Annotated in this window: 24 protein-coding genes and 1 pseudogene; 11 read left to right on the top strand and 14 right to left on the bottom strand. The window is 70.2% G+C overall.

Annotation, left to right across the window (positions count from 1 at the left end; all coding sequences use genetic code 11):
• Nucleotides 1-59: 59 nt before the first annotated feature.
• The gene (locus FOJ82_RS01430) at nt 60-494 is read right to left on the bottom strand and encodes an OsmC family peroxiredoxin (protein ID WP_143936674.1); all 435 of its coding nucleotides are present in this window, start codon (nt 492-494) and stop codon (nt 60-62) included.
• A gap of 158 nt (nt 495-652) precedes the next feature.
• On the opposite strand from FOJ82_RS01430, the gene FOJ82_RS01425 reads away from it, so the two are divergent.
• On the top strand, nt 653-1864 hold the full coding sequence (locus FOJ82_RS01425) for an MFS transporter (RefSeq protein ID WP_221932986.1): 1212 nt from the start codon (nt 653-655) through the stop codon (nt 1862-1864).
• A gap of 51 nt (nt 1865-1915) precedes the next feature.
• Here FOJ82_RS01425 and FOJ82_RS01420 read toward each other — a convergent pair whose 3' ends face one another.
• On the bottom strand, nt 1916-2617 hold the full coding sequence (locus FOJ82_RS01420; RefSeq protein ID WP_143936673.1) for a hypothetical protein: 702 nt from the start codon (nt 2615-2617) through the stop codon (nt 1916-1918).
• Between the two features lie 74 nt (nt 2618-2691).
• On the opposite strand from FOJ82_RS01420, the gene FOJ82_RS01415 reads away from it, so the two are divergent.
• Nucleotides 2692-3246 carry a dihydrofolate reductase family protein gene (locus FOJ82_RS01415; RefSeq protein ID WP_143936672.1) on the top strand — a complete coding sequence of 185 codons (555 nt, stop codon included), beginning with the start codon at nt 2692-2694 and terminating at the stop codon, nt 3244-3246.
• On the opposite strand, the gene FOJ82_RS01410 is transcribed toward FOJ82_RS01415, so the two are convergent.
• Both FOJ82_RS01410 and FOJ82_RS01405 read right to left on the bottom strand, forming a co-directional pair.
• Nucleotides 3228-3746: an O-acetyl-ADP-ribose deacetylase gene (locus FOJ82_RS01410; RefSeq protein ID WP_221932985.1), complete on the bottom strand. Its 519-nt coding sequence runs from the start codon at nt 3744-3746 to the stop codon at nt 3228-3230. The genes FOJ82_RS01415 and FOJ82_RS01410 overlap by 19 nt on opposite strands.
• Nucleotides 3743-4099, bottom strand: coding sequence for a VOC family protein (locus tag FOJ82_RS01405; protein ID WP_143936671.1), 357 nt, complete (start codon nt 4097-4099; stop codon nt 3743-3745). The genes FOJ82_RS01410 and FOJ82_RS01405 overlap by 4 nt, the downstream gene beginning before the upstream one ends.
• Before the next feature lie 96 nt (nt 4100-4195).
• On the opposite strand from FOJ82_RS01405, the gene FOJ82_RS01400 reads away from it, so the two are divergent.
• A complete protein-coding gene (locus FOJ82_RS01400) occupies nt 4196-5140 on the top strand; it encodes a bile acid:sodium symporter (protein WP_246099682.1) in 945 nt (314 codons plus the stop codon).
• A gap of 120 nt (nt 5141-5260) precedes the next feature.
• Complete coding sequence (locus FOJ82_RS01395; protein ID WP_143936669.1) at nt 5261-5593, top strand: cupin domain-containing protein; 333 nt, start codon at nt 5261-5263, stop codon at nt 5591-5593.
• Nucleotides 5594-5602: 9 nt separating this feature from the next.
• On the opposite strand, the gene FOJ82_RS01390 is transcribed toward FOJ82_RS01395, so the two are convergent.
• From FOJ82_RS01390 to FOJ82_RS01360, 7 genes are all read right to left on the bottom strand, one after another.
• Entirely contained in the window at nt 5603-6244 is a 642-nt protein-coding gene (locus tag FOJ82_RS01390) for a CBS and ACT domain-containing protein (RefSeq protein WP_143936668.1), read from the bottom strand.
• Between the two features lies 1 nt (nt 6245).
• Entirely contained in the window at nt 6246-6944 is a 699-nt protein-coding gene (locus FOJ82_RS01385; RefSeq protein WP_143936667.1) for an ABC transporter ATP-binding protein, read from the bottom strand.
• Nucleotides 6937-7722: an ABC transporter ATP-binding protein gene (locus FOJ82_RS01380; RefSeq protein WP_143936666.1), complete on the bottom strand. Its 786-nt coding sequence runs from the start codon at nt 7720-7722 to the stop codon at nt 6937-6939. Before FOJ82_RS01380 ends, FOJ82_RS01385 begins: the two co-directional genes overlap by 8 nt.
• Nucleotides 7722-8741, bottom strand: coding sequence for a branched-chain amino acid ABC transporter permease (locus FOJ82_RS01375; protein WP_143936665.1), 1020 nt, complete (start codon nt 8739-8741; stop codon nt 7722-7724). Before FOJ82_RS01375 ends, FOJ82_RS01380 begins: the two co-directional genes overlap by 1 nt.
• Nucleotides 8742-8743: 2 nt before the next feature.
• Nucleotides 8744-9628 (bottom strand): branched-chain amino acid ABC transporter permease, encoded by an 885-nt coding sequence (locus FOJ82_RS01370; RefSeq protein ID WP_143936664.1) that lies wholly within the window; start codon nt 9626-9628, stop codon nt 8744-8746.
• Nucleotides 9629-9704: 76 nt separating this feature from the next.
• Nucleotides 9705-10880 (bottom strand): ABC transporter substrate-binding protein, encoded by a 1176-nt coding sequence (locus tag FOJ82_RS01365; RefSeq protein ID WP_143936663.1) that lies wholly within the window; start codon nt 10878-10880, stop codon nt 9705-9707.
• Nucleotides 10881-11141: 261 nt separating this feature from the next.
• On the bottom strand, nt 11142-11720 hold the full coding sequence (locus tag FOJ82_RS01360; RefSeq protein WP_143936662.1) for an NADPH-dependent F420 reductase: 579 nt from the start codon (nt 11718-11720) through the stop codon (nt 11142-11144).
• 89 nt (nt 11721-11809) lie between these two features.
• On the opposite strand from FOJ82_RS01360, the gene FOJ82_RS01355 reads away from it, so the two are divergent.
• Nucleotides 11810-12286, top strand: coding sequence for a MarR family winged helix-turn-helix transcriptional regulator (locus FOJ82_RS01355; RefSeq protein ID WP_143936661.1), 477 nt, complete (start codon nt 11810-11812; stop codon nt 12284-12286).
• Nucleotides 12287-12331: 45 nt separating this feature from the next.
• Here FOJ82_RS01355 and hemQ read toward each other — a convergent pair whose 3' ends face one another.
• From hemQ to FOJ82_RS01345, 3 genes are read right to left on the bottom strand one after another with little or no spacing between them, the layout of a single operon-like run.
• Nucleotides 12332-13042, bottom strand: a complete 711-nt coding sequence (gene hemQ, locus FOJ82_RS16600; protein ID WP_246099680.1) for a hydrogen peroxide-dependent heme synthase — start codon at nt 13040-13042, stop codon at nt 12332-12334.
• Nucleotides 13039-14106: a ferrochelatase gene (hemH, locus tag FOJ82_RS16595; RefSeq protein WP_246099678.1), complete on the bottom strand. Its 1068-nt coding sequence runs from the start codon at nt 14104-14106 to the stop codon at nt 13039-13041. The genes hemQ and hemH overlap by 4 nt, the downstream gene beginning before the upstream one ends.
• Complete coding sequence (locus FOJ82_RS01345; RefSeq protein WP_143936660.1) at nt 14103-15398, bottom strand: glutamyl-tRNA reductase; 1296 nt, start codon at nt 15396-15398, stop codon at nt 14103-14105. The genes hemH and FOJ82_RS01345 overlap by 4 nt, the downstream gene beginning before the upstream one ends.
• Here FOJ82_RS01345 and hemE point away from each other — a divergent pair.
• The 6 genes and pseudogenes from hemE (at nt 15373) to hemL (ending at nt 21653) form a co-directional block, all read left to right on the top strand.
• Nucleotides 15373-16458 carry a uroporphyrinogen decarboxylase gene (hemE, locus tag FOJ82_RS01340; protein ID WP_143936659.1) on the top strand — a complete coding sequence of 362 codons (1086 nt, stop codon included), beginning with the start codon at nt 15373-15375 and terminating at the stop codon, nt 16456-16458. The two genes, FOJ82_RS01345 and hemE, sit on opposite strands and share 26 nt — an antisense overlap.
• Complete coding sequence (locus FOJ82_RS01335) at nt 16455-17732, top strand: protoporphyrinogen/coproporphyrinogen oxidase (RefSeq protein ID WP_143936658.1); 1278 nt, start codon at nt 16455-16457, stop codon at nt 17730-17732. The genes hemE and FOJ82_RS01335 overlap by 4 nt, the downstream gene beginning before the upstream one ends.
• Nucleotides 17729-18637: pseudogene (gene hemC, locus FOJ82_RS16590) on the top strand (hydroxymethylbilane synthase); the annotation flags it as partial. The gene FOJ82_RS01335 and the pseudogene hemC, both read left to right, overlap by 4 nt.
• Nucleotides 18614-19396 (top strand): uroporphyrinogen-III synthase, encoded by a 783-nt coding sequence (locus FOJ82_RS16585; RefSeq protein WP_281279927.1) that lies wholly within the window; start codon nt 18614-18616, stop codon nt 19394-19396. The pseudogene hemC and the gene FOJ82_RS16585, both read left to right, overlap by 24 nt.
• Nucleotides 19393-20355 carry a porphobilinogen synthase gene (gene hemB, locus FOJ82_RS01325; protein WP_143936656.1) on the top strand — a complete coding sequence of 321 codons (963 nt, stop codon included), beginning with the start codon at nt 19393-19395 and terminating at the stop codon, nt 20353-20355. The genes FOJ82_RS16585 and hemB overlap by 4 nt, the downstream gene beginning before the upstream one ends.
• Nucleotides 20352-21653, top strand: coding sequence for a glutamate-1-semialdehyde 2,1-aminomutase (gene hemL, locus FOJ82_RS01320; protein ID WP_425472471.1), 1302 nt, complete (start codon nt 20352-20354; stop codon nt 21651-21653). Before hemB ends, hemL begins: the two co-directional genes overlap by 4 nt.
• The last annotated feature ends 28 nt before the right edge of the window (nt 21654-21681 follow it).

Below are 21681 nucleotides of genomic sequence, written 5' to 3'. Positions count from 1 at the left end.
GACCCCGGAGGTCCAACCATGGGACCTCCGGGGTCGGCGGCGTCGCGGCCGGTGTCGACTCAGGCGAGCTTGGCCTCCAGTGTGATCTCCTTCACGGCGGCCAGCGCGAGGGACACGGGGCAGTTGTCCTTGGCCTTCTCGGCCAGTTCGTTGAACGCCTCGGCGGAGATCCCCGGAACCTGTCCGGTCACGGTGAGGTCGATCCGCGTGATGCCCTCGCCGGCCACGAAGGTGACCTTGGCGTTGGTGTCCAGCTGGGTGGCCGTGGTGCCGTTCTCGGCGAGGAAGTGAGAGAACTGCATCGAGAAGCAGGTGGCGTGGGCGGCGGCGATCAGTTCCTCGGGTGTGGTGGTGCCGCCGGACTCCTCTGAGCGGGCCTTCCAGCTGGCCTCGAACGAGCCGGCGCCGGAGGTGTCCAGGTTCACGGACCCGGTTCCGGTGGGCAGGTCACCCTGCCACTTGGCGGTGGCGGAATTGACGATCGGGTTGGGCATGTACGACTCCTTCGAACGTTCGACGGGCGTTGGTCCCCGTCGACGGCGCTCTGCCGTGATTCCACACTAACCCGGTCCCGGCTGTGACAAGCGGTTGTCCGGGCAGGCGCCGACGGTGGTGATTCGCCGCGCCCGGGCCGGCCCCGTAGGCTTGCGCGGTGTACAAAGGCAAGGTTGGGGCGGCGGCCGGCGCCCGTGGACGGGCCCTCATGGCACTGTTCTTCGTCCCGGGGATCGTCCTGGCGAGCTGGGTGAGCCGCACCCCGGACATCCGGGACGCGTTCGGCGCCTCGCACGCGCAGATGGGGCTCGTCCTGATGGGGCTGTCCGTCGGGTCCATGGTGGGAATCCTTGCCTCGGGTCCGCTCGTCGCGAGGTTCAGCACCCGCAAGGTGATCGCCGTCGCCGCGACGATGACGGCGCTCAGCGTGCCGGTCCTGGCGATCGGTGCCGGGCTCGCGTCGCCCTGGCTGTTCGCCCTCGGGCTCTGCCTCGGCGGACTGGCGATGGGTGGCGGCGAGGTCGCGATGAACGTCGAGGGTGCGGAGGTCGAGGTGCTGGCGGGGCGGCCCTTCCTGCCCAAGCTGCACGCCTTCTTCTCCATCGGCGCGACGATCGGCGCCACCTTGGGGATCGCTTTCACGCACTTCCGCGTCCCCGTCGAGTGGCACCTGGGCGGCATCGCCCTGGTCACGTTCGCGATCGTCCCCTTGTGCATCGGTCACATCCCGCGTGGGGTGGGCCTGTCCGGGCCGCGCACCGCCGGCGACGCGCCGCGTGGGCCGCTGCTGACCGACGCCCGGCTGCTGCTGATCGGCGTCATCATGCTGGCCCTGGCACTGGCCGAGGGATCGGCAAACGACTGGCTGCCGCTGGTGATGGTGGACGGCCACGGCTTCGATCCCGCCCTCGGGTCGGCGTCCTACGCGATCTTCGCCGGGTGCATGGCTGTGGGCCGACTCTTCGGGGGGCCGCTCGTCACCAAGCTGGGACAGCGCAACGTGCTGCTCGTCAGTTCCGTCGCCGGGGCCGTGGGCCTGGCCCTGGTCATCTTCGTCGACAACCAGCTGGTGGCAGGCCTCGCGGTCATCGCCTGGGGACTGGGCGCCGCGCTCGGCTTCCCGGTGGCCGTGTCGGCGGCAGGCTCGGCCGGCGAGCCGGGACCCGACGCAGCTCGTCGTGTCTCCTTCGTGGCCACCATCGGCTACATCGCGTTCCTGGCCGGACCGCCGGTGCTGGGACTCCTCGGTGAGGCCGCCGGGCTGCGTCGGGCCCTGATCCTTGTGATGGTGCTGTGCATCATCTCCGCGGTCCTCGTCGAGGTGCTGCGCAGGCAGAGCAGGACCGCCGACGAGGTGCTCGCCCACTGACCCCGGTGTGCTGGCGACGCGATCGGCATCCACCCACCCGCGTGGACCTCGTCACCGCAGTGGGGGCACCCAGTCGGAGCGACCCTCCCAGGAGCCGTGCTCGGAAAGGGGCCGGAACCGCAGCGTCGTGAATTCGTGGTGGAAGTCGCGCCGCTCAAGCTCCACCATCGCACCCGCGTGGCGCTCGCCGACGGGTCCCGCATCGCGGCCCCAGACCATGCCGGTCATCGCCCGCGACGACTCCCAGACGGAGAACGTCGAGACGGTGCGGGGCGGCCGGACCGCGGCAAGGGCGAGCGTCGCGCCCGGATGGTCGCGCACCTGCTCCTCCACCGGTCGGCCCCACCGGATGAACCGGGGCAGCCCCAGCAGCCTCGTCCGGGCCAGGGTGACGGCGACGACCGGCTCGCCGGGGCGGCTGCGGGCCGCCTCCTGCGGCAGGTGGGCGAACGCAGCGACGCTGCCCCACCGCCGCAGGAACTGCAGCCGGACGTGCCAGCCGGTGGCCAGCCGTCGCCCCAGCGGATGCTCTTTGAGGAAACAGTCGAGCGCGTCGGCGTCGTCCCACTCGGCCAGGACCGCCATCCGGTGCAGTTGTATCCGCGCCGCCGAGACCACGGGTGCACCCAGCCGCATCCCCGCCATCGGCTCGAGGCGGCGCAGTCCCGTGACGGCGCCGGGCGACGGTGGGCGCAACAGCGCGCCGACGGCCGCCGGGACACCGACGCGGGCGAGGTGGAACGAGTGCAGCATGGTTTCGAGTCTCCCACGCGCACGGCGCGGGCGCCTCGGGGACGTTGTCAGTGCCGAGGGGTAGCGTCCGGGGCATGGGAAAGATCATCTTCGACACCGCAACCAGCATCAACGGCTGGATCGCCGACGAGAACAATTCCCTCGACTGGCTGTTCGCCGTCGAGGGAGGAGAACACCCCGACGAGGGCCTGTTCCCCACCGGGATCACCGTGATGGTGGAGGGCTCCACCACCTACGAGTGGATGCTCGCGCAGGAGGACATCCTCAACCACCCCGAGAAGTGGCAGGGCTTCCACGGCACGAGGCCGACGTTCCTGTTCACCGCGCGTGACCTGCCCGTTCCCGAGGGGGCCGACGTGCGGATCGTCTCGGGGGCAGTGACTGACCACATCGACGCGATCCGGGAGGCCGCCGCCGACGGCGACATCTGGGTGGTCGGCGGGGGAGACCTGGCCGGCCAGTTCTTGGACGCCGGGCTGCTGGACGAGATCGCCGTCTCCGTGGCCCCCGTCGCGCTCACCGGCGGCGCCCCGCTCCTGCCGCGCCGCGTCGAGTCCGACCGGTTGCGCCTGGTCTCGGCCAAGGCCCACGGGCAGTTCGCCAGGCTCGTCTACGAGGTGGTTCGCTGATCGAGCGCCCTGCGGACCCGCGCGTGCGTGGCGCCGTCGAAAGCGACGATCAACACCTCCGGCACGGAGGTTCCCGAGCCGCTGATGGCCGTGATCGCCGCGTCGATGGCGTCGTCCAGCGGCCAGCCGTAGACGCCGGCGCTGATCAGCGGGAAGGCGACGCTGCGCGCGCCCAGCTCATCGGCCACCTCCAGGCTGCGGCGGTAGCAGGACTCCAGCAAGCCACGGTCCCTCTGCCCGGCCCGGTGGTTGGGCCCGACGGTGTGCACCACCCAACGGGCCGGCATGGCGCCTGCGGTGGTCCAACCCGCGTCCCCGGTCGCGAGACCGTCGGGGAAGCGTCTGATGCAGTCCTCGAGCACCGCCGGACCGCCGGCCCGGTGGATGGCGCCGTCCACGCCGCCCCCGCCGCGCATCGCGTTGTTGGCGGCGTTGACCACGACGTCCACGGCCTGCCGGGTGATGTCGCCGTGGATGGCTGTGACGCTCGGCGCGTTCACCAGCACAGGCAGAACGGATGTCCTGCCGGGTCCGCGTAGACGCGGAAACCCTCGGGTGCGTCGAACGCGTAGGCCGCCTTCAGCTCCCTGGCTCCCAGTTCCAGGACCTCGTCGTGAGAGGAACGGATGTCCTCCACGTACAGGTCTAGGTGGATCTGCTGCTGTTCGCCGTCGGGCCACTCGGGTGGGACGTGATCCGGTGCGTGCTGGACCCCCACCCGGGTCTGCCCGTCCAGGACGCTGTGCCAGTCGTCATCGCCCTTGACCGCACCCCCCAGCACCTCGGCCCAGAAGCTGCTCTCCGCCGCGATGTCCGCTGCGTCGAAGACGACCACCTGCTGCTTGATCTCCATGGTGCGAGTTTTCCACCTCGCAGCTCCCGCGTCATGCGGTTCGCACATCGCCTGGCGGCGTCTGCCAAACTTGGCGCCGTGCGAGCGGTCTCATGGATGGAGCGATTCCAGGTGCCGTTGTTCCTCGGGGCGCTCGCCGGCGGAGCGGCCCTGGGGCTCGCGGCCCCCGGGCTGGCACGACCGCTGGCGGTGCTGGTGGATCCGGCCATCGCGCTCCTGCTCTACGCCACATTCCTGGGTGTCCCGTTCGGAGAGCTCCGGGCGGCGCTCACCGATACCCGGTTCCTCGTCACGGTGGTGCTGGTGAACTTCGTGGCTGTGCCGCTGGTGGTGCTCGGGCTCTCGCGCGCGGTGGTGGATGACCCGGTGCTGCTTGTCGGGGTGGCGATCGTGCTGCTGGCTCCCTGCGTCGACTACGTGATCGCCTTCACGGGACTGGCGGGTGGGGCGAGGGAACGGCTGCTGGCCGCGACCCCACTGCTCATGGTCCTGCAACTGGTGTTGCTGCCGTTGTTCCTCCGGGCCGTCGCGGGTCCCGGCGTCTCTGCGGTGGTGGGGGTGGCCCCGTTCGCGAGGGCCTTCGTGCTGTTCATCGCGCTGCCGCTGGTAGCTGCCGTCGTGACGCAGCTGGCGTCCCGCACGCGGGCAGGAAGGCGGATCGAGGGTGCATCGGCCTCGGCGATGGTGCCGCTCATGGTGCTGGTCCTGGGGGTCGTCGTGGCCTCGCAGGTCCACGACGTTGGCCGGGAACTCGGATGGCTGGTTCGGGTGGTGCCGCTGTTCGTCGCCTTCGCAACCGTGATGGTCGCAGTGGGGGTCGCAGTTGGACGCGCTGCCCGGCTCGACACGCCCGCGAGACGGGCCGTCGTGTTCACCGGTGTGACCCGCAACTCCTTGGTGATCCTGCCGCTGGCGCTGGCGCTTCCGCCCGGCTACGAGCTCGCCCCGTTGGTGGTGGTGACCCAGACCCTCGTGGAACTGCTCGTGATGGTGCTCCTGGTGCGGCTCATGCCGCTCCTCCTGCCCGTTCCAGACAAGTGAGCGACTGGGCGGGTGGTTGCTGCGCGGGTGGGCGGTCCCTCGCGCCGGGCGAATCGGCGCGATTCCCGGTAGTGGCGCACAGCGCCTGTTTGAATGGAGGCCGAGTCAAGGAGGCACCACATGGAATCAGAGTCGTTGACGACGCTGGGCGAGGAACTGCTCGCCAGCGCCCGGAGCGCCAACGCGGGCCGCGCCGCGCGGACGATTCTCGGGGGGCACACCCATAGGCTGCGCCAGACCCTTATCGCACTGCTGGCCGGCCGGGCCATGGGGGAGCACGACTCCCCGGGCGAGGCGACGATCCAGGTGCTGCGGGGATCGGTCCGCCTCACTTCGACGAACCACGACTGGAGCGGCAGCGAGGGAAGCTTGGGCATCATCCCGCCGGAGCGCCACGAACTGGAGGCGAAGGAGGACTCGCTGGTGCTGCTGACGGTCGTCGTCGACCTCTGATGCCGCGGCCTACCGATTGATGTTGCGGCCGACCACCCGCATCCCCTGCGCGGCGAGGTCTGCCTCGATCGCGTCGGTGTTGAGCGTGTTCACACCGACCACCACGACGCTGGTCTCCAGGTGTCCGCGGTGCACCGCCAGGTGCTGGATGTTGGCGTGGTGCGTGCCCATGATGCCAGTCAGCTTGGAAAGCACCCCGGGCTCGTCCCGGGCCTCGATCGTGAGCCGGGTGCCGTGGTCGCGGAAGCCGAGCACGTCGATGAACGCGTCCAGCAGGTCGCTCTCGGTGATGACAGCCACCAGGCGTCCGCCGTCGACCACGGGCAGCATCTCAATCTTCTCGTCGCGCATCAGCACGGCGGCCTCCTCGAGGAGGGCGCTGGGAGCGATGGTCATCGCAGGCTTCGACATCACCTTCGCCACGTTGAGCTTGGCGACCAGGTAGGTGGCCTCCTGTGCGCTGAGCGTCGTGGCCTTCGACGGCAGGGCCGCCCGGATGTCGTTGAGGGAGATCACCCCCACCACGCGCCCGTCGTCGACCACAGGGAGGTGTCGGACGCCGCGCGTGGTCATCACCTCGGCCGCGTCGGGGATGCTGGTCCCGGGCGTCGTCGTGAACGGGTTGGCGGTCATCCGCTGGTGCACGAACATGTCAACCTCCCAGATATGCGCGCTTCACCTCGTCGGTCTGCGCGAGCTCCTTCGCATCTCCTGCCAAGACTATCGATCCGGTTTCCATGACGTATGCCCGGGTCGCGATCTGCAGGGCGATGTTGGCGTTCTGCTCCACGAGCAGCACCGTGGTGCCGGCCTCGTTGATCCGCACGATGATGTCGAAGATCTCCTGCACCAGCAGCGGCGCCAGCCCCATGGAGGGCTCGTCGAGCAGCAGCACCTTGGGTCGAGCCATCAGGGCACGCCCCATGGCGAGCATCTGCTGCTCGCCGCCGGACAGTGTGCCCGCGAGCTGGCGGCGGCGTTCCGCGAGGATCGGGAACCTGCCGAAGACCTCGTCGAGGTCCTCCTGGGAGATGCGCCGGTGCTGGAAGGCGCCGAGGTCCAGGTTCTCCTGCACCGTCATCTCCGGGAACACCCGGCGTCCCTCCGGCACTTGGGACAGCCCACGCGAGACGCGATTCTGCGGGGTGGTGGAGGTGATGTCGGCGCCCTCGAGGGTGATGGTGCCGGACGTGGGCTTCTTCAGCCCGGACACGGAGCGCAGCGTCGTGGTCTTGCCCGCGCCGTTGGCCCCGATGAGGCAGACGATCTCACCCTCGTTGACCTCGAACGAGATGCCCTTGATGGCGTGGATCACGCCGAAATGGACGTTCAGGTCCTTGACCTCAAGCATTGGGCGCCTCCTCTCCCAGGTAGGCCTCGATCACCAATGGGTCGTTGCGGACGTGCTCGGGCGTGCCCTCACTGATGATGGAGCCGTGGTCGAGCACGTAGATGCGCTCGCAGATCCGCATGACGAGGCTCATGTCGTGCTCGATCAGCACCACCGTCAGGCCGAAGTCCCGTCGCAGCTGGGAGATCAGGTCCGTCAGGTCCCGGGTCTCGTTCGGGTTCATGCCGGCGGCGGGCTCGTCGAGCAACAGCAGCTTGGGCCTGACCGCCAGTGCGCGCGCGATCTCGAGGTGGCGCTGGTCACCGTAGGAGAGGTTGCGGGACAGCTCGTCGGCCTTGTCGGCAAGACCCATGACGGCGAGCAGTTGCTCGGACTCGTCGCGGATCTGCTGTTCCTTGCCGCCGAAGGTCCCGGCATGCGTGAAGGCCGCGAGCAGCGAGTAGGGGATGTTCTGCTGCATCGCGATGCGGACGTTGTCCAGCACCGTGAGGTCCTTGAACAACCGGATGTTCTGGAACGTGCGCCCCACGCCGGCGCGGCAGATGGCGTTGGGCCGCTTGCCGCCGATCGACGTCGTGGTGCCGTCGACGTTGAGCTCGATGGTTCCCGACGATGGCGGGTAGACCCCGGTGAGGACGTTGAACAGCGTCGTCTTGCCGGCGCCGTTGGGGCCGATGAGGCCCACCAGTTCACCTTCGTCGACGTGCAGGTTGGCCCTGGACACGGCGGTCAGTCCACCGAAGTTGCGGGTCAGGTCGTTCACGCTGAGCAGGCTCATCACTTGACCTCCTCGTCGCTCGGGACCTCTTCGTCGTCCTGCTTCACGATGGGCGGGGCCACCATGGCTGCGGGGTCCTTGCGCTCACCGAAGACCTTGCCGAGGATGCCAAGGCTGACCTCGCGGGAGCCCATGATGCCGCCGGGTCGGAAGATCATGATCAGCACCAGCAGCAGCGAGTAGATGATCATCCGGAGGTCGGTGAACTGCGCCAGGAACGTCGAGAGCACCGCGAGCACGATGGCCGCGATGATCGAGCCGGACATGGAGCCGAGTCCGCCGAGGACGACGATCACCAGGATGTCGATCGACTTCAGGAACCCGAACTGGCTGGGCTGCAGGACGTAGAAGTAGGAAGCGTAGAGTCCGCCACCTATGCCGGCGAAGAACGCGGCGATCGTGAAGGTCTGCACCTTCACGCGGGTGGTGTCGATGCCGATCGCCTCGGCGGCGATCTCGTCCTCGCGCACCGCGATGGCGCGGCGGCCGTGGGCGCTGCGGATGTAGTGCCACAAGAACACCAGCGTCAGGGCGAGGAAGAAGAACATCCAGTTCCAGTCCACGTGCCGGGGGATGCCGGACAGTCCGGCGGCGCCGTTGGTGATGCCCATGTTGTTGATGAAGACGCGGATGATCTCGGCCATGCCGAGGGTTGCGATGGCGAGGTAGTCGCCCCGCAGCCGCAGCACCGGCAGGCCGATCAGGAAGCCGACGACGGCTGCCAGGACCGCGCCCGCCAGCACACCCAGGACGAAGCCGACGATGCCGTCGACGCGCATGGTGATGATGGCACAGGTGTAGGCGCCGATGGCCATGAAGCCCGCGTGGCCCAGCGCCAGTTGGCCGGTGAAGCCGACCACCAGGTTCAGGCTCGTGGCCAGGATGATGTTGATGCAGATCGTCATCATCGTCGCGAACAGGTAGTTGTTGATCACACCCACCTGGATCAGCGCCAGGACTATGCCGTAGGCCAGGCCCAGGGGGACCAGCCAACGCAGGATGTTTCTGACGGCGCCCATGCTCACACCTTCTCCCGCACGTTCTTGCCCAGCAGACCCGTGGGCTTCACGATCAGGATGGCGATCAGGATGGCGAACACCACGCCGTCGCGGAACAGCGAGTAGCCGAGGGCCGAGACCGCGGTCTCCGCGCCACCGATCACGAACGCGCCGATCAGTGCGCCCGGGATGATGCCGATGCCGCCGAACACGGCCGCGACGAACGCCTTGAGGCCGGGCATGATGCCCATCAGGGGGTTGATCGAGTTGTAGTAGATACCCACGAGGACGCCGGCCGCCCCTGCGAGCGCCGAACCGATGGCGAACGTGAACGAGATGGTCCGGTCCACGCTGATCCCCATCAGCTGCGCGGCCTCCGGGTCCTGGGACACGGCCCGCATCGCCTTGCCCATCTTGGTGGTCTTGACCACGAACTGGAGCAGGATCATGAGCAGTACCGAGATGCCGATGATCACCAGCTGCTGGCTCTTGACCACCACGCCGCCCAGGCTGAACGAGGCGTTCATGTAGTCGGGCAGCGCGGGGTAGGCGCGGGGATCGGCGCCGACGAAGTACATCATCGTGTACTGCAGCAGGAGCGACATCCCGATGGCGGTGATGAGCGAGGCCAGGCGGGTGGACCTGCGCAGCGGGCGGTAGGCGACGCGCTCGATCAGGACACCGAGCACTGTGCAAACGATCATCGCCGCGAGGATCGCCTCGAACACCCCGAGGTGGAACACCGACATCGTCCAGTAGCCCACGAACGCGCCGATCATGTAGATCTCGCCGTGGGCGAAGTTGATCAGCTTGATGATTCCGTAGACCATCGTGTACCCGAGCGCGATGAGCGCATAGATGCTGCCCAGCGACAACGCGTTGATGGCCTGCTGCAGGAACTCCGTCACCCGTTCACCTCCCCTGTGGTTGCGGTGGGGCCCGGTCTCCCGGGCCCACCGCCTCCGATCAAGTCGACGCTTCGACTCAGCCGATCTTCTCGCTGGTGGCCTGGACGCCGTCGGCGAGGCCGATCACGACGATGGACTTGACCGGGTTGTGGTTCTCGTCCATGTCGAAGGTGCCGGTGACGCCGGTGAAGCCCTGGGTCTCGGCCATCGCGGTCTTGACGGCCTCGCCGGTCAGCTCTGAGGCACGGCTCACGGCGTCGGCGACGAACTTGCCGAGGTCGTAGCCCAGGGCGTGGAACGCGTTGGGCTCCTCGCCGTTGGCCTCCTGGAAGGCGGAGATGAAGTCGACCACTGCCGGGTCCTCGTCGATGGAGGAGTAGTGGTTGGTGAAGTAGACCTCGTTCAGGGGCCCGGTGCCGGCCAGCTCGAGCAGCGTGGGGGAGTCGAAGCCGTCGGCGCCCAGGATGGGTGCGTCGATGCCGAGGTCGCGCGCCTGCTTGATGATGAGGCCGGCCTCGGAGTAGTAGCCCGGCAGGTAGATGACGTCGAAGGTCTCGCCGCGCAGACGGGTGAGGATGGAGTTGAAGTCCGTGTCGCCGGCGGTGAAGCCCTCGGTCGCGGCGATGCTGCCGCCCCGCTTCTCGAACTCGGCGGTGAACGCCGCGGCCAGGCCGGTTGCGTAGTCGGAGCTGTTGTCCTGGATGATGACGGCCGTGCCGGCCGAGAGGTTCTCGTCGGCGAACTGCGCCATGATCGTGCCCTGGAACGAGTCGTTGAAGCAGATCCGGAACGCGTACTCCTTGACCCCATCGGCGTCGACGGTGACGTCGTCGGCCGTTGCGGAGCCCGAGACCACGGGGACCTGGTTGTCCTGGGCGACGGGGATGGTGGCCTTGAAGTTGCCGGAGGTGGCGGGGCCCATGCAGGCGATGACGCCGTCCTGGGACATCAGGCGGGTGGCGAGGGTCGTGGCCTCGGCGGCGTCGGACTTGTTGTCCACCTCGACGATCTCGATCTGCTTGCCGTCGATGCCGCCGGCCGCGTTGACCTCCTCGATGGCCATCTTGATGCCGGCCACGGAGGCCTGGCCGTAGGTGGCGACGTCGCCGGAGAGCTCGTAGTTCACACCGAGCTTGATGGTGTCGCCGTCGGCGCCGTTGGTGCCCGACGGTGAAGCGTTACAGGCGGCCAGCGTGCCCGCGACCGCCACGGCAGCGGTTGTTCCGAAAAGCGCACGACGCGAGAACTGCATGTTGACTCTCCTAAGAAATAACAGTGCGACCGCATGCGCGGGTCGCCTCCATGGTTGGTAACCTAATCAGCTTTTGGCTGGGAGCGCATTCCGGTGCCCGGATGTTGACCGGTGAGTCCAGAGCGAAGTTGTGAAACTGTGACCAAATCGGCACCACACTACCCCTGGGTGACGCGACACGCCGCGCGAATCGGGGGCAGAGGGGGCAGGCTCCCCTTGCTGCGATTCCGCGCGGCGTGTCGGGTCGTGGGCGTGCTTGCCTCAGGCGATGACCCCGAAGCCGGCGGTCCAGGGCAGCTGCTCGCCCGCGGCGAGGGTCAGCTGCAGGAAGCCGATGGCCTCGAGCTCGCGGGCGCGCTTCAGGGCGCCGGCGTCGATGGCCTTGACGCCACCGGCGGACACGACGCCGATCAGCGCGGCCTTGGCGTCGGCGTCGTCACCGGCCACGAGGACGGTGGTGGGGACTTGGTCACCCACCGTGCCGGAGGCCAAGGTGGCGGCGAAGTTGGTGTTGAACGCCTTCAGGACCTTGGCTCCCGGAAGCTGCGTGGCGATCTCGGAGGCCGCCGAGCCGTCCGCGGGAACGACCAGCGAGTCGAAGGTCTCGAAGTTCAGCGGGTTGGTGATGTCGACGACGATGCGGCCGTCGAACTGGCCGGGGCGCTCGGCGAGGATCTGCGCGACCGCCGGGTACGGGACGGCCAGCACGACGATGTCGCCGGTGACCGGGCGGGCCTGGTCGGTGCTGTCGAGGACCTCGACGGTGTTGCCGCCTCGGGTCGCGATCTGCGCGATGGCCTGGCCCATGTTGCCCTTGCCGAGAATGGTGATGGTTGCCACGATGCTGCTCCTTGAGGGTTTAGTTGATGCTTCAAGTAACACTCTACGCGCTTTAGTTGATGTGTCAAGCGATTTGGTAGGCTCTTCCCATGGACACTGCATGGCTGAGCGAGCAGGAGCGCGAGGCGTGGTTGGGGCTGATCGCCGTCGTCGAGCTACTGCCAGGCGTGCTCGAGACGCAACTGCGTCGTGACTCCGACCTGACCCACTTCGAGTACTTCACGCTCGCGATGCTGTCCGAGGCGCCTGATCGGACGCTTCGGATGACGGAACTCGCGGGCCGCACCAACGCGACGCTGTCGCGGCTGTCGCACGTCGTCAATCGGTTGGAGCAGCGAGGTCTCGTGCATCGGTTCCCCTGCCCGGAGGACAGGCGGGCCACCAACGCACAGCTCACGGAAGTTGGCTGGGACAAGGTGGTCGAGGCCGCCCCCGGTCACGTCAGCACCGTGCGGGAGTCCATCTTCGACGCGATCACTGCCGAGCAGGTCGGCCAGGTGGCGCAGATCTCGGCCCAGATCCTCGACCGGATCGACGCAGAGGGCATCTTCTACCCGCGGCCCTGACGACGGCCGGCCCGGACACCCGACCCAGCCCGGCTGCAGGCAGGATCAGGCGAGCGGCTGCCGGGCGGCCCACTCGGCGAGGTCCACGCGTGGGCCGGTGAAGAACGGGATCTCCTCGCGCACGTGGCGTCTAGCCTCGACCGCTCGCTGGCGGCGCATCACGTCGACGAGGCTGTGCAGTTCGTCGGACTCGAACGCCAGGATCCACTCGTAGTCGCCCAGCGCGAAGCTGGACAGGGTGGAGGCCACCACCTCCGGGAACTCGCGCCCAGCCATGCCGTGCTCGCGCAGCATCCTGGCGCGGTCCTCCTCCGGCAGGTCGTACCACTCATAGCTGCGCACGAACGGGTACACGCACACCCACGGCCTGGGCGCGAACCCGGCGAAGCAGGAGGGCACGTGGGCGCGGTTGAACTCGGCGGGGCGGTGCACTGCCATCGCGGACCACACCGGCTCCAGGTGCGTACCCAGCTCGCTCCTGCGGAGGGCGTGGTAGGCGGCCTGCAGCTTCTCCGCGTCGTCGGCGGTGGCCCAGACCATCAGGTCGGCGTCGGCGCGGAAGCCACCGATGTCGTAGAAACCGCGGACCTCCACGCCGATCTCGGCGAGCTCCACCTGGATGGTGTTGACGTCGAGGATCGACGGCAGCCCGCCAGGGGTCGCGAAGACCGAGTACATCGCGTAGAGGGTCTGCTCGTTGATGGCCTCGAGGTCGACGTCGGTGGCGTCGCGGGCGTCTCTGGACGGGTGGCTCATGCGGACTCCTTCTCCTGGTCGGGACGGGCGTGGCAACACGATCTGGCCCCGAGGTGGGTGGCGGTGGTGGCCGCGTCGGCTTCGCCCCGCGCCACGGCCGTGCGGGCCTCGAGTTGGTCGACCAGCATCGACACGAAGGCGGGGTGGGTGCCGGCGGTGGCGGCGCGGACGAACGCCAGGTCCAGCTCCTCGGCGGTGGCCGCGGCCTCCGTGTCAAGGTCGTAGACGACCTCCATGTGATCGGTGATGAAGCCGATGGGGGAGGCGACGACGCCGCCGACGGCCTCGGTGCGCAACTCCTCGAGCCGGTCGTTGACGTCGGGCTCGAGCCACGGCGTGCGTGGCGAGCCGGAGCGCGAGCAGTAGGTCAGCTCCCAGGTGATGTCCTCGCCGGTGAGCTCCTTGACACGGGCGGCGACGCGCTCGGCCACGCGGAGGTGCTGCTGGTCGTAGGTGGCGCTGGGCGATCCGTCCCCGGAGGCGTCGTTCATCGCAGTGGGGATGGAGTGGGTGACGAACAGCACGCGGGTGTCGCCGTGGAACTCCCTGGCGCGCAGCTCCGCCAGTGCCGCGACGACGGCGTCGGCGTTGGCCTCGACGAACCCGTCGGTCTCGGCGTAGGCGTCGATCCTGTCGATCCGGATGGCGCCGCCGACGTCGGCCACGGCCTTGTCCAGATCCTCCGAGTACTGCCTGCAGCTGGAGTAGGAGTGGTAGGCGGAGGTTGCCACGGCGAGCACCTGCTCGTGGTCGTCGGCCACCAGGGCCGGCACGGTCTCGGCGTGGTAGGGATGCCAGTTGCGGTTCCCGATCACCACTGGCACCTTGATGCCGCGGGTGGCGAGCTCGGTGCGCAGGGCGTCGAGGAGTTCCGCATTGCGTTCGTTGATGGGGGACCTGCCCCCGAAGAGCATGTAGTGCTTCGAGACCTCAACCAGGCGTTCGTCCGGGACCCCGCGCCCGGCCGTCGCGTTCCGCATGAAGGGGAGGACGTCGTCGGGTTCGTCTGGGCCACCGTAGGAGGCCACCAGGATGGCGGTGTACGGGTGCAGGGAGTGGGTCATCCAGCTCGGCCTTGTCTTTCTTCCTCGTCCCGGTCGTCGGCGAGTGCGTCGACGCCCAACCCCGTGACCGGGCACTCGGCCCGGTCCAGGGACTCATCGGTGCCGCCGATGCCGTACAGCTCGGCCATGGCGGACAGGTACTCGTCGGTGCGTCCCGCCGCGGCGGCCAGCTTGGCCCGCGTGGAGGGGACGTGCAGCAGGCGGGTCGCGAGCCGGCGCAGTGCGCGGGCGGCGTCGTCATGGCTGAGGGGTCGCCCCGCCGGCAGGCGCTCGACCTCGTCGTTCACGAGCTCCAGCACGGTCTCACGCAGGCTGACGACGGCTGGGTCGAGCACGCGGCGGTGCAGCTTGGCGCGCAGCTCGTCGGCACCCTCCGCGACGATCCGCTCGGCGAGGGTGGTGTCGGGGCTGAGGCTCGGCGAGAGGGTCTGCTGCAGGGTGGCCAGACTGATGACCTCCACCCCCGGGAGGTCGGCGACGCTGGGCGCGACGTCGCTGTGGAGTGAGAGGTCGAGGATGCGGAGCCGGGCGTCGGGGGCGACGTCGGTGCCGGTGATGGCGGGCACACCGGTGCCGCGGCACGCGACCACGACGTCCACGTCCCGGAGGGCGTCGGGCAGGTCCTGGGCGAGCCCGAGCCGGTGGCTGAGCGCGAAGGAGTCGCCCCGGCCGCTGGCGGAGTGGACTCGGATGTCGGTCACGCCGCGCGCCCGGAGGGCGGCCACGCTGGCCCCGGCGAAAGCGCCCGTGCCCACCAGCAGCACGCGCATCGCAGCGAAGTCCTGGTCCCCGAGCAGGTCGAGGGCCACCGACACCACCGATCGGCCCGCGTCCGCCAACGAGGTCTCGCGGGCTACCCGGCGGGAGGCGCGCAGGGCCTCGTCGACGATCAGGGTGAGGTCGGGGGAGGCAAGCCCGGCGTCCTGGGCCTCGCCGAGGGCGCGGCGGACCTGGCCCGCGATCTCACGCTCGCCCACCACCATGGACTCCAACCCGGCGCAGACCCGGAACAGGTGCTGCATCGCCTCGTCGGCGTCGTAGCGGTCCCAGGCCGGGGGAAGGTCCAGTTCGTCGGCGATGGCCTCCACGAGCTGCTCGCTGGTCCCCTCGGGTGCGTCGACGATGAACTCGACGCGGTTGCAGGTGGTCAGCGGGAGGACGGCCTCGACGCCCGGAACGCCGCGCAGGCGGGCCGCGATCTCCTCGGCCGAGTCGACGATTCGCTCCACCTCCACGAGTCCGTGGTGGCGGTGCTGGACGGAGAGGATGCGCAGGTTCACAGTGACGTCCATTCAACCACCGTTTGCCGGATGGGGCAGAATCGCAACTGTGAACGACTCCGACCAGCCCAGCCTGTTGCAGGCACTCTCCGGTACGCGCCCCGAACGACTTCCTGTGTGGTTCATGCGGCAGGCCGGCCGCTCCCTGCCCGAGTACCGGGAGGTGCGCCAGGGCACCACCATCCTGGAGGCCTGCCTGATCCCGGAGCTGGCGGCGGAGATCACCCTCCAGCCCGTCCGCCGCCACGGCGTCGACGCCGCGATCTTCTTCTCCGACATCATGGTGCCGCTCGTGCTCGCCGGCGTGGACGTGGACATCCAGTCCGGTGTCGGGCCCGTGGTCGCCGAACCGGTGCGCACCGCCGCCGACGTCGAACGCCTGGTCTCACACCGACTCGGCGACGTCGAGGCCATCCGCAGCGGCGCCGCGATCGTGGTCGCCGAACTCGGCGACGCGATCCCGCTGATCGGGTTCGCCGGTGCACCCTTCACCCTGGCCGCGTACCTGGTGGAGGGACGCGGCAGCCGCGACCACCTCGCGGCCCGCTCCTTCATGCACTCCGACCCCACAGCCTGGCACCGCCTGCTGGGCTGGTGCGCCGAGCTGTCGTCCGAGTTCCTCGAGGTGCAGGTCGACGCAGGCGCGCGCGCCGTCCAGCTCTTCGACTCGTGGGCGGGTTCCCTGCGCCGCGACGACTACGTCGAGTTCGTCGCCCCGCACTCAAGCCGCGCACTGGAGACCGTCGCGGGACGCGTCCCCAGGATCCACTTCGGCACCGGCACCCGCCACCTGCTGGCCGACATGGCCGCGTGCGGGGTCGAGGCGATGGGTGTCGACTACCGCACCCCCCTCGACGAGGCCGCCGCGCTGCTGCCCGGGCTGCCGTTGCAGGGCAACATCGACCCGGCCCGCCTCGCCTCGGGCTGGGACTCCCTGGCCCGCCACGCCCGCGAGGTGGTGGAGAGCGGCCGCGCCGCCCCCTCCCACGTCGTGAACCTCGGGCACGGCGTGCCACCCACCACCGACCCGGGCATCCTGACCGAACTGGTAGCGCTGGTGCACGAACTGTGAACGCAGTCGTCGTCGGTGGAGGCATCGCCGGGCTCGTGGCGGCCCGGGAGTTGGCGCTGCGCGGGACGTCGGTGACGCTTCTCGAGTCCGCCGAGCGGGTCGGCGGCATGGTGCACGCGGTCCGCCTGGCCGGGATCGACGTCGACGCCGGCGCCGAGGCCTACGCCACCCGCACCCCGCTGGTGCGCGAACTGTGCGCGGAACTCGGCCTGGCAGTCGCCGAGCCATCAGGACGCAGCCACGTCTGGTGGCCCGACAGGGGCGCCCTGCCGCTGGCCAGGGGATTCCTCGGCATCCCGGCCGGCCTGGATGACGCCGCCCTGGCGGCGCTGGGCCCCGAAGAGCTGGAGCGGGCCCGCGCCGACGAGACCGCACCCGTGGGGGACCTCGGCAGCACCGTCGCAGACCTGGTGACGGCGCGCCTTGGCCCCGCCGTGCTGGAGCGGCTCGTGGCACCGCTCACCCGCGGGGTGCACGGGCTCGCGCCCGAGAACATGCCCGCCGAACAGTTCGCCCCCGGTCTCGCCGAGGACACCCGCCGCCTCGGCTCGCTGCTGCGCGCCGTCGCCGAGCGGGCCGGGACGGGCCACGCGGTCGAACAGCCCCTCGGCGGCATGCACCAACTGGTGACCGCGCTGAAGACCTCGCTGCGGGCGTCCGGCGTCGACGTCCGCACCGAGTCCCGGGTCGCCGCCATCCGACGCAGGTCCGGCAACTGGGTCCTGGAGGTGCCGGGCGGCGAGGCGGAGGCCCGCACCGTCGTCCTCGCCACGCCGGCCCGCGTGACGGCGCGCCTGCTCAGGCCGCAGGGGATCAGGTTCACCCCGCCCCGCACCTCCGTGACCCGCAACCTGCTGCTCGCGCTGCGCCACCCCGGACTGGCCGTCGAGCCGATCGGCTCCGGGGCGCTGCTCGGTGCCCGCCCCGAGGGCATGGTGGCGCGCTCCGTCACCCACTACTCGGCCAAGTGGCCGTGGGCGCGCAGGGACCGCGTCGAGGTGTTCCGCGTGGCCCTGCCCCCCGAGGGGGAGCCGGAGCTCGCCCACGTGCTGGGTGACCTGTCCCGCATCCTGGGCCTCGAACTGGGCCCCGAGCACGTCGTCGACTCCCACCAGGTGACCTGGACGGAGATGCCGCGAGTGATCCATCCGCCCGAGCGCGAGGAGCTGATCGCGTCAGTGCGCCGGTTGGAGGGTCTGACCGTCGCGGGGGCGTGGCTGGCCGGCAACGGCCTGGCCGCCGTCGTCGCGTCCGCGAAGGAGGCCACCGCATGAGGCTGAGACTGGGAACCCGCGGCTCCGACCTCGCGGTGACGCAGTCCAACACAGTGGCGGAGGCGCTGCGCGCAGCCGGGCACGAGGTGGACATCGTCATCGTCAGGACCCGCGGCGACAAGGAGCGCGGCTCGCTCACCGCACTTGCCGGGCTCGGCGTGTTCGCGGCCGAACTGCGCACCGCGCTGCTTGAGGGGGAGTGTGACCTCGCCGTCCATTCATACAAGGACCTTCCCGTGGCGGGCGTCCCCGGGCTCGTGGTCGCGGCAGTGCCCGAACGCGAGGACCCCCGCGACGCGCTGTGCGCCCGGGACGGGCTCGCGCTGGCCGAACTGTCCACCGGTTCGCGCATCGGGACGGGCTCGCCGCGGCGGGTCGCGCAACTGCGCGCACTGCGTCCAGACTGCGAGTTCGTGGACATCCGCGGCAACGTCGGCACCCGGCTCGCCCGCGTAGCACCCGGGGACCTCGACGCCGTGGTCCTGGCCACGGCCGGGCTCAACCGGCTGGGCCTGGCCGGCGCGATCACCGAGCACCTCGAGATCCTCCCGGCACCCGGGCAGGGTGCCCTGGCCGTCGAGTGCCGCTCCGACGACGACGCCACCCGCGAGGCCCTCGCAGTGCTCGAACACCCCGCCACCCGGGCCGCGGCCGATGCCGAGCGCGCGGTGCTCGCGGAACTCGGAGGAGGATGTGCTGCGCCCATCGGGGCCAGGGCGGAGGCCGACGGCGGGATCCTCGTCCTGCAGGCAGGAGTGTTCGCCGCCGACGGGGTGTCCTCGGTCACCGAGCACGCCACCTTCGAGGCGGCCGATGCCGTCGGTGCCGGGCGTGGGCTGGCCCGCCGACTGCTCGAGGACGGCGCCGCTGCCATCACCCGGTTGGACGAGTCACGCGAGTCCCGGTTGGCGGAGTTCCACGACGACGCGAGCCTCTGGGGCGTCGAACCGCTGGACGGCCTCACCGTCCTCGTCCCGCGCCCGTCCGGCCCGCTCTCCGAGGCACTGCAGGACGCGGGCGCCACCGTGTGGTGCGAACCCGTGCAACGGATCGTTGCCCTCAGCACCAGGCTGGATGCACTGCCGGCGGCCGACTGGGTGGCCATCACGTCGGCCAGCACCGTCGGCGTCCTGCGCGATCTCGGCTGGAGGATCCCCGAGGGCACCCGGATCGCCGCCGTGGGCCCCGCCACCGCACGAGCGCTCGAGGACGACGGATACCGGGTGGACCTCGTGCCCGGGGCGAACTCCAGCGCCGAGGACCTCCTCGCCGCCTGGCCCGAGGGCACCGGAAGCGTGCTGGTGCCGGGTTCTGCCCGCTCCCGACCGGTGCTCACCGTCGGACTGCGGGAGCGCGGCTGGGAGGCTCGCGCGCTGCCCATCTACACCACCGAACCCGTGGAGCACACCGGCTCGCTCGTGCTCGCATGGAACCGCCGCGAGATCGATGCGGTCCTGGTCACGTCAGGGTCGGTCGCCGAGGTCATCGACTCCTCGCTCGGCTGGCCGGAGGACATCATGGTGGTGGCACTCGGCCGCCCCAGCGGACAGGTCCTCGAACGCCTCGGCGTCCCGGCAGCCGTCGCGGAGACCCAGGACGCGGCCGGCGTGCTCGCCGCATTCAAGCACCTGCTGGCCACGCGTCGGCATGAAGGAGAGAAATGACCCACCGCCCCCGCAGACTGCGCACCACCGGCGCCATGCGTGAACTCGTCCGCGAGACCCGGGTCCACGCCCGCCAACTCGTGCTGCCGGTGTTCGTCGGCGCGACCGGGGCGCCCATCTCCTCCATGCCCGGCGTCAGCAGGCACCCGCTGTCGGGCATCGGCGACGTCGCTGCACGCGCCGTCGACGCCGGCCTCGGCGGGATCATGCTCTTCGGCGTCCCGGAGGAGGCCGACAAGGACGCCATCGGCTCGGCCGGGTTCTCGCCCGACGGGATCCTGCAGCGGGGGATCGCGGCGGTACGGGAACGGGTCGGCGACGACATCGTCGTGATGGCCGACACCTGCCTCGACGAGTTCACCGACCACGGCCACTGCGGCCTCCTCGACGCCGCCGGCCTGGTGGACAACGATGCCACCGTGGCCGCCTACCGGGAGATGGCGCTCGCGCAGGCGCGGGCCGGCGCGCACGTGGTGGCGCCGTCGGGGATGATGGACCGGCAGGTGCTCGCCATCCGCGACGCGCTCGACGGCGACGGCTTCACCGACGTCTCCGTGCTGGCCTACTCGGCCAAGTACGCCTCCGCCTTCTACGGGCCCTTCCGCGAGGCGGTCGCGTCCTCGCTGCAGGGCGACCGCCGCACGTACCAGCAGGACCCGGCCAACCGCCGCGAGGGCATGCGGGAGGCGATCCTCGACCTGGCCGAGGGCGCCGACATGGTGATGGTCAAGCCCGCCAGCCACTACCTCGACGTCCTGTCCGACGTCGCCGAGGTCTCCGACGTCCCCGTGGCCGCCTACCAGGTCTCCGGCGAGTACTCGATGATCGAGGCGGCGGCCCAGCAGGGCTGGATAGACAGGGAGGCCGCGGTGCGGGAGTCCGTCACCGCCATCATGCGTGCGGGCGCCGACATCGTCCTGACCTACTACGCAGAGGAGCTGGCCGCATGGCTGAATTGAACGTGAACGACCGGCTGATGGCGCAGGCAGCCGCCGTGATCCCCGGTGGCGTCTCGTCCCCGGTGCGGGCCTTCGGGGCGGTCGGCGGCTCGCCGGTGTTCGTCCAGTCGGCCGACGGCGCGTTCGTGCACGGCGAGGACGGCCGCACCTACGTGGACCTGGTCTGCTCGTGGGGGCCCGCGTTGCTCGGCCACGCCCACCCCGAGGTGGTTGCGGCCGTCCAGGCGGCTGCCGCTCGGGGACTCTCCTTCGGTGCCCCGACGCGGGCCGAGGTCACCCTCGCCGAGCTGGTTCGCTCGCGCGTCCCCGCCGCGGAACGGGTTCGCTTCGTGTCCACCGGCACCGAAGCCACCATGACCGCCATCCGCCTGGCCCGTGGCGCCACCGGCCGCGACGTGGTCATCAAGTTCGCCGGCTGCTACCACGGCCACAGCGACGCGCTGCTCGCCGCCGCGGGATCAGGCGTGGCGACCCAGGGCCTGCCGGGGTCCGCGGGCGTCACCGCCGCGGCCACGGCGGACACCGTCGTCCTCGAGTACAACGACCTCGAGGCGCTCCGGGCCACGTTCGCCGAGCTGGGGGACCGGGTTGCCGCCGTGATCACCGAGGCCGCTGCGGCGAACATGGGTGTGGTGGCGCCGTCGGACGGGTTCAACGCCGAGATCAGGGCGCTCACCGCCCACCATGGCGCGCTGATGATCCTCGACGAGGTGCTGACCGGCTTCCGCGTGGGGCCCGCAGGCTGGTGGGGCCTCGAGGCGGGCACCACCGAGCCTGCCTGGACCCCAGACCTGTTTGCCTTCGGGAAGGTCGTGGGCGGCGGGATGCCGCTGGCCGCCCTGGGCGGCCGCGCGCAGTTGATGGAACTGCTCGCCCCCGTCGGGCCCGTCTACCAAGCAGGGACCCTGTCCGGGAACCCCTTGGCCACGGCGGCCGGGATCGCCACGCTGCAGTTGGCCGACGCGGCCGTCTACGAGCACGTCGACAAGGCCTCGCTCCGGCTGCAACAGGCCGTCGGTGCTGAGCTCTCGGCTGCGGGCGTGCCGCACGTCATCCAGCGCGCAGGCAGCCTCTTCTCCGTCTTCTTCCGCGACCGGCCCGTCGCCAACTACACGGACGCGAAGGCCCAGGACACCGCCGCGTTCGGACGGTTCTTCCACTCCATGCTCGACTCGGGCGTGGCCCTGCCACCGTCCGCCTTCGAGGCCTGGTTCCTGTCCGCGGCGCACGACGATGCCGTCCTGGACCGCGTCGTGGCGGCACTCCCGGCCGCGGCGCGGGCGGCTGCCGTCGGGTAGCGCGACGCCGCCCCTGGGCCCGGTCAGT

Source organism: Tessaracoccus rhinocerotis, from assembly GCF_007197885.1.
GTDB lineage: Bacteria > Actinomycetota > Actinomycetes > Propionibacteriales > Propionibacteriaceae > Arachnia > Arachnia rhinocerotis.
This window is presented reverse-complemented; position numbering and strand designations above follow the sequence as displayed.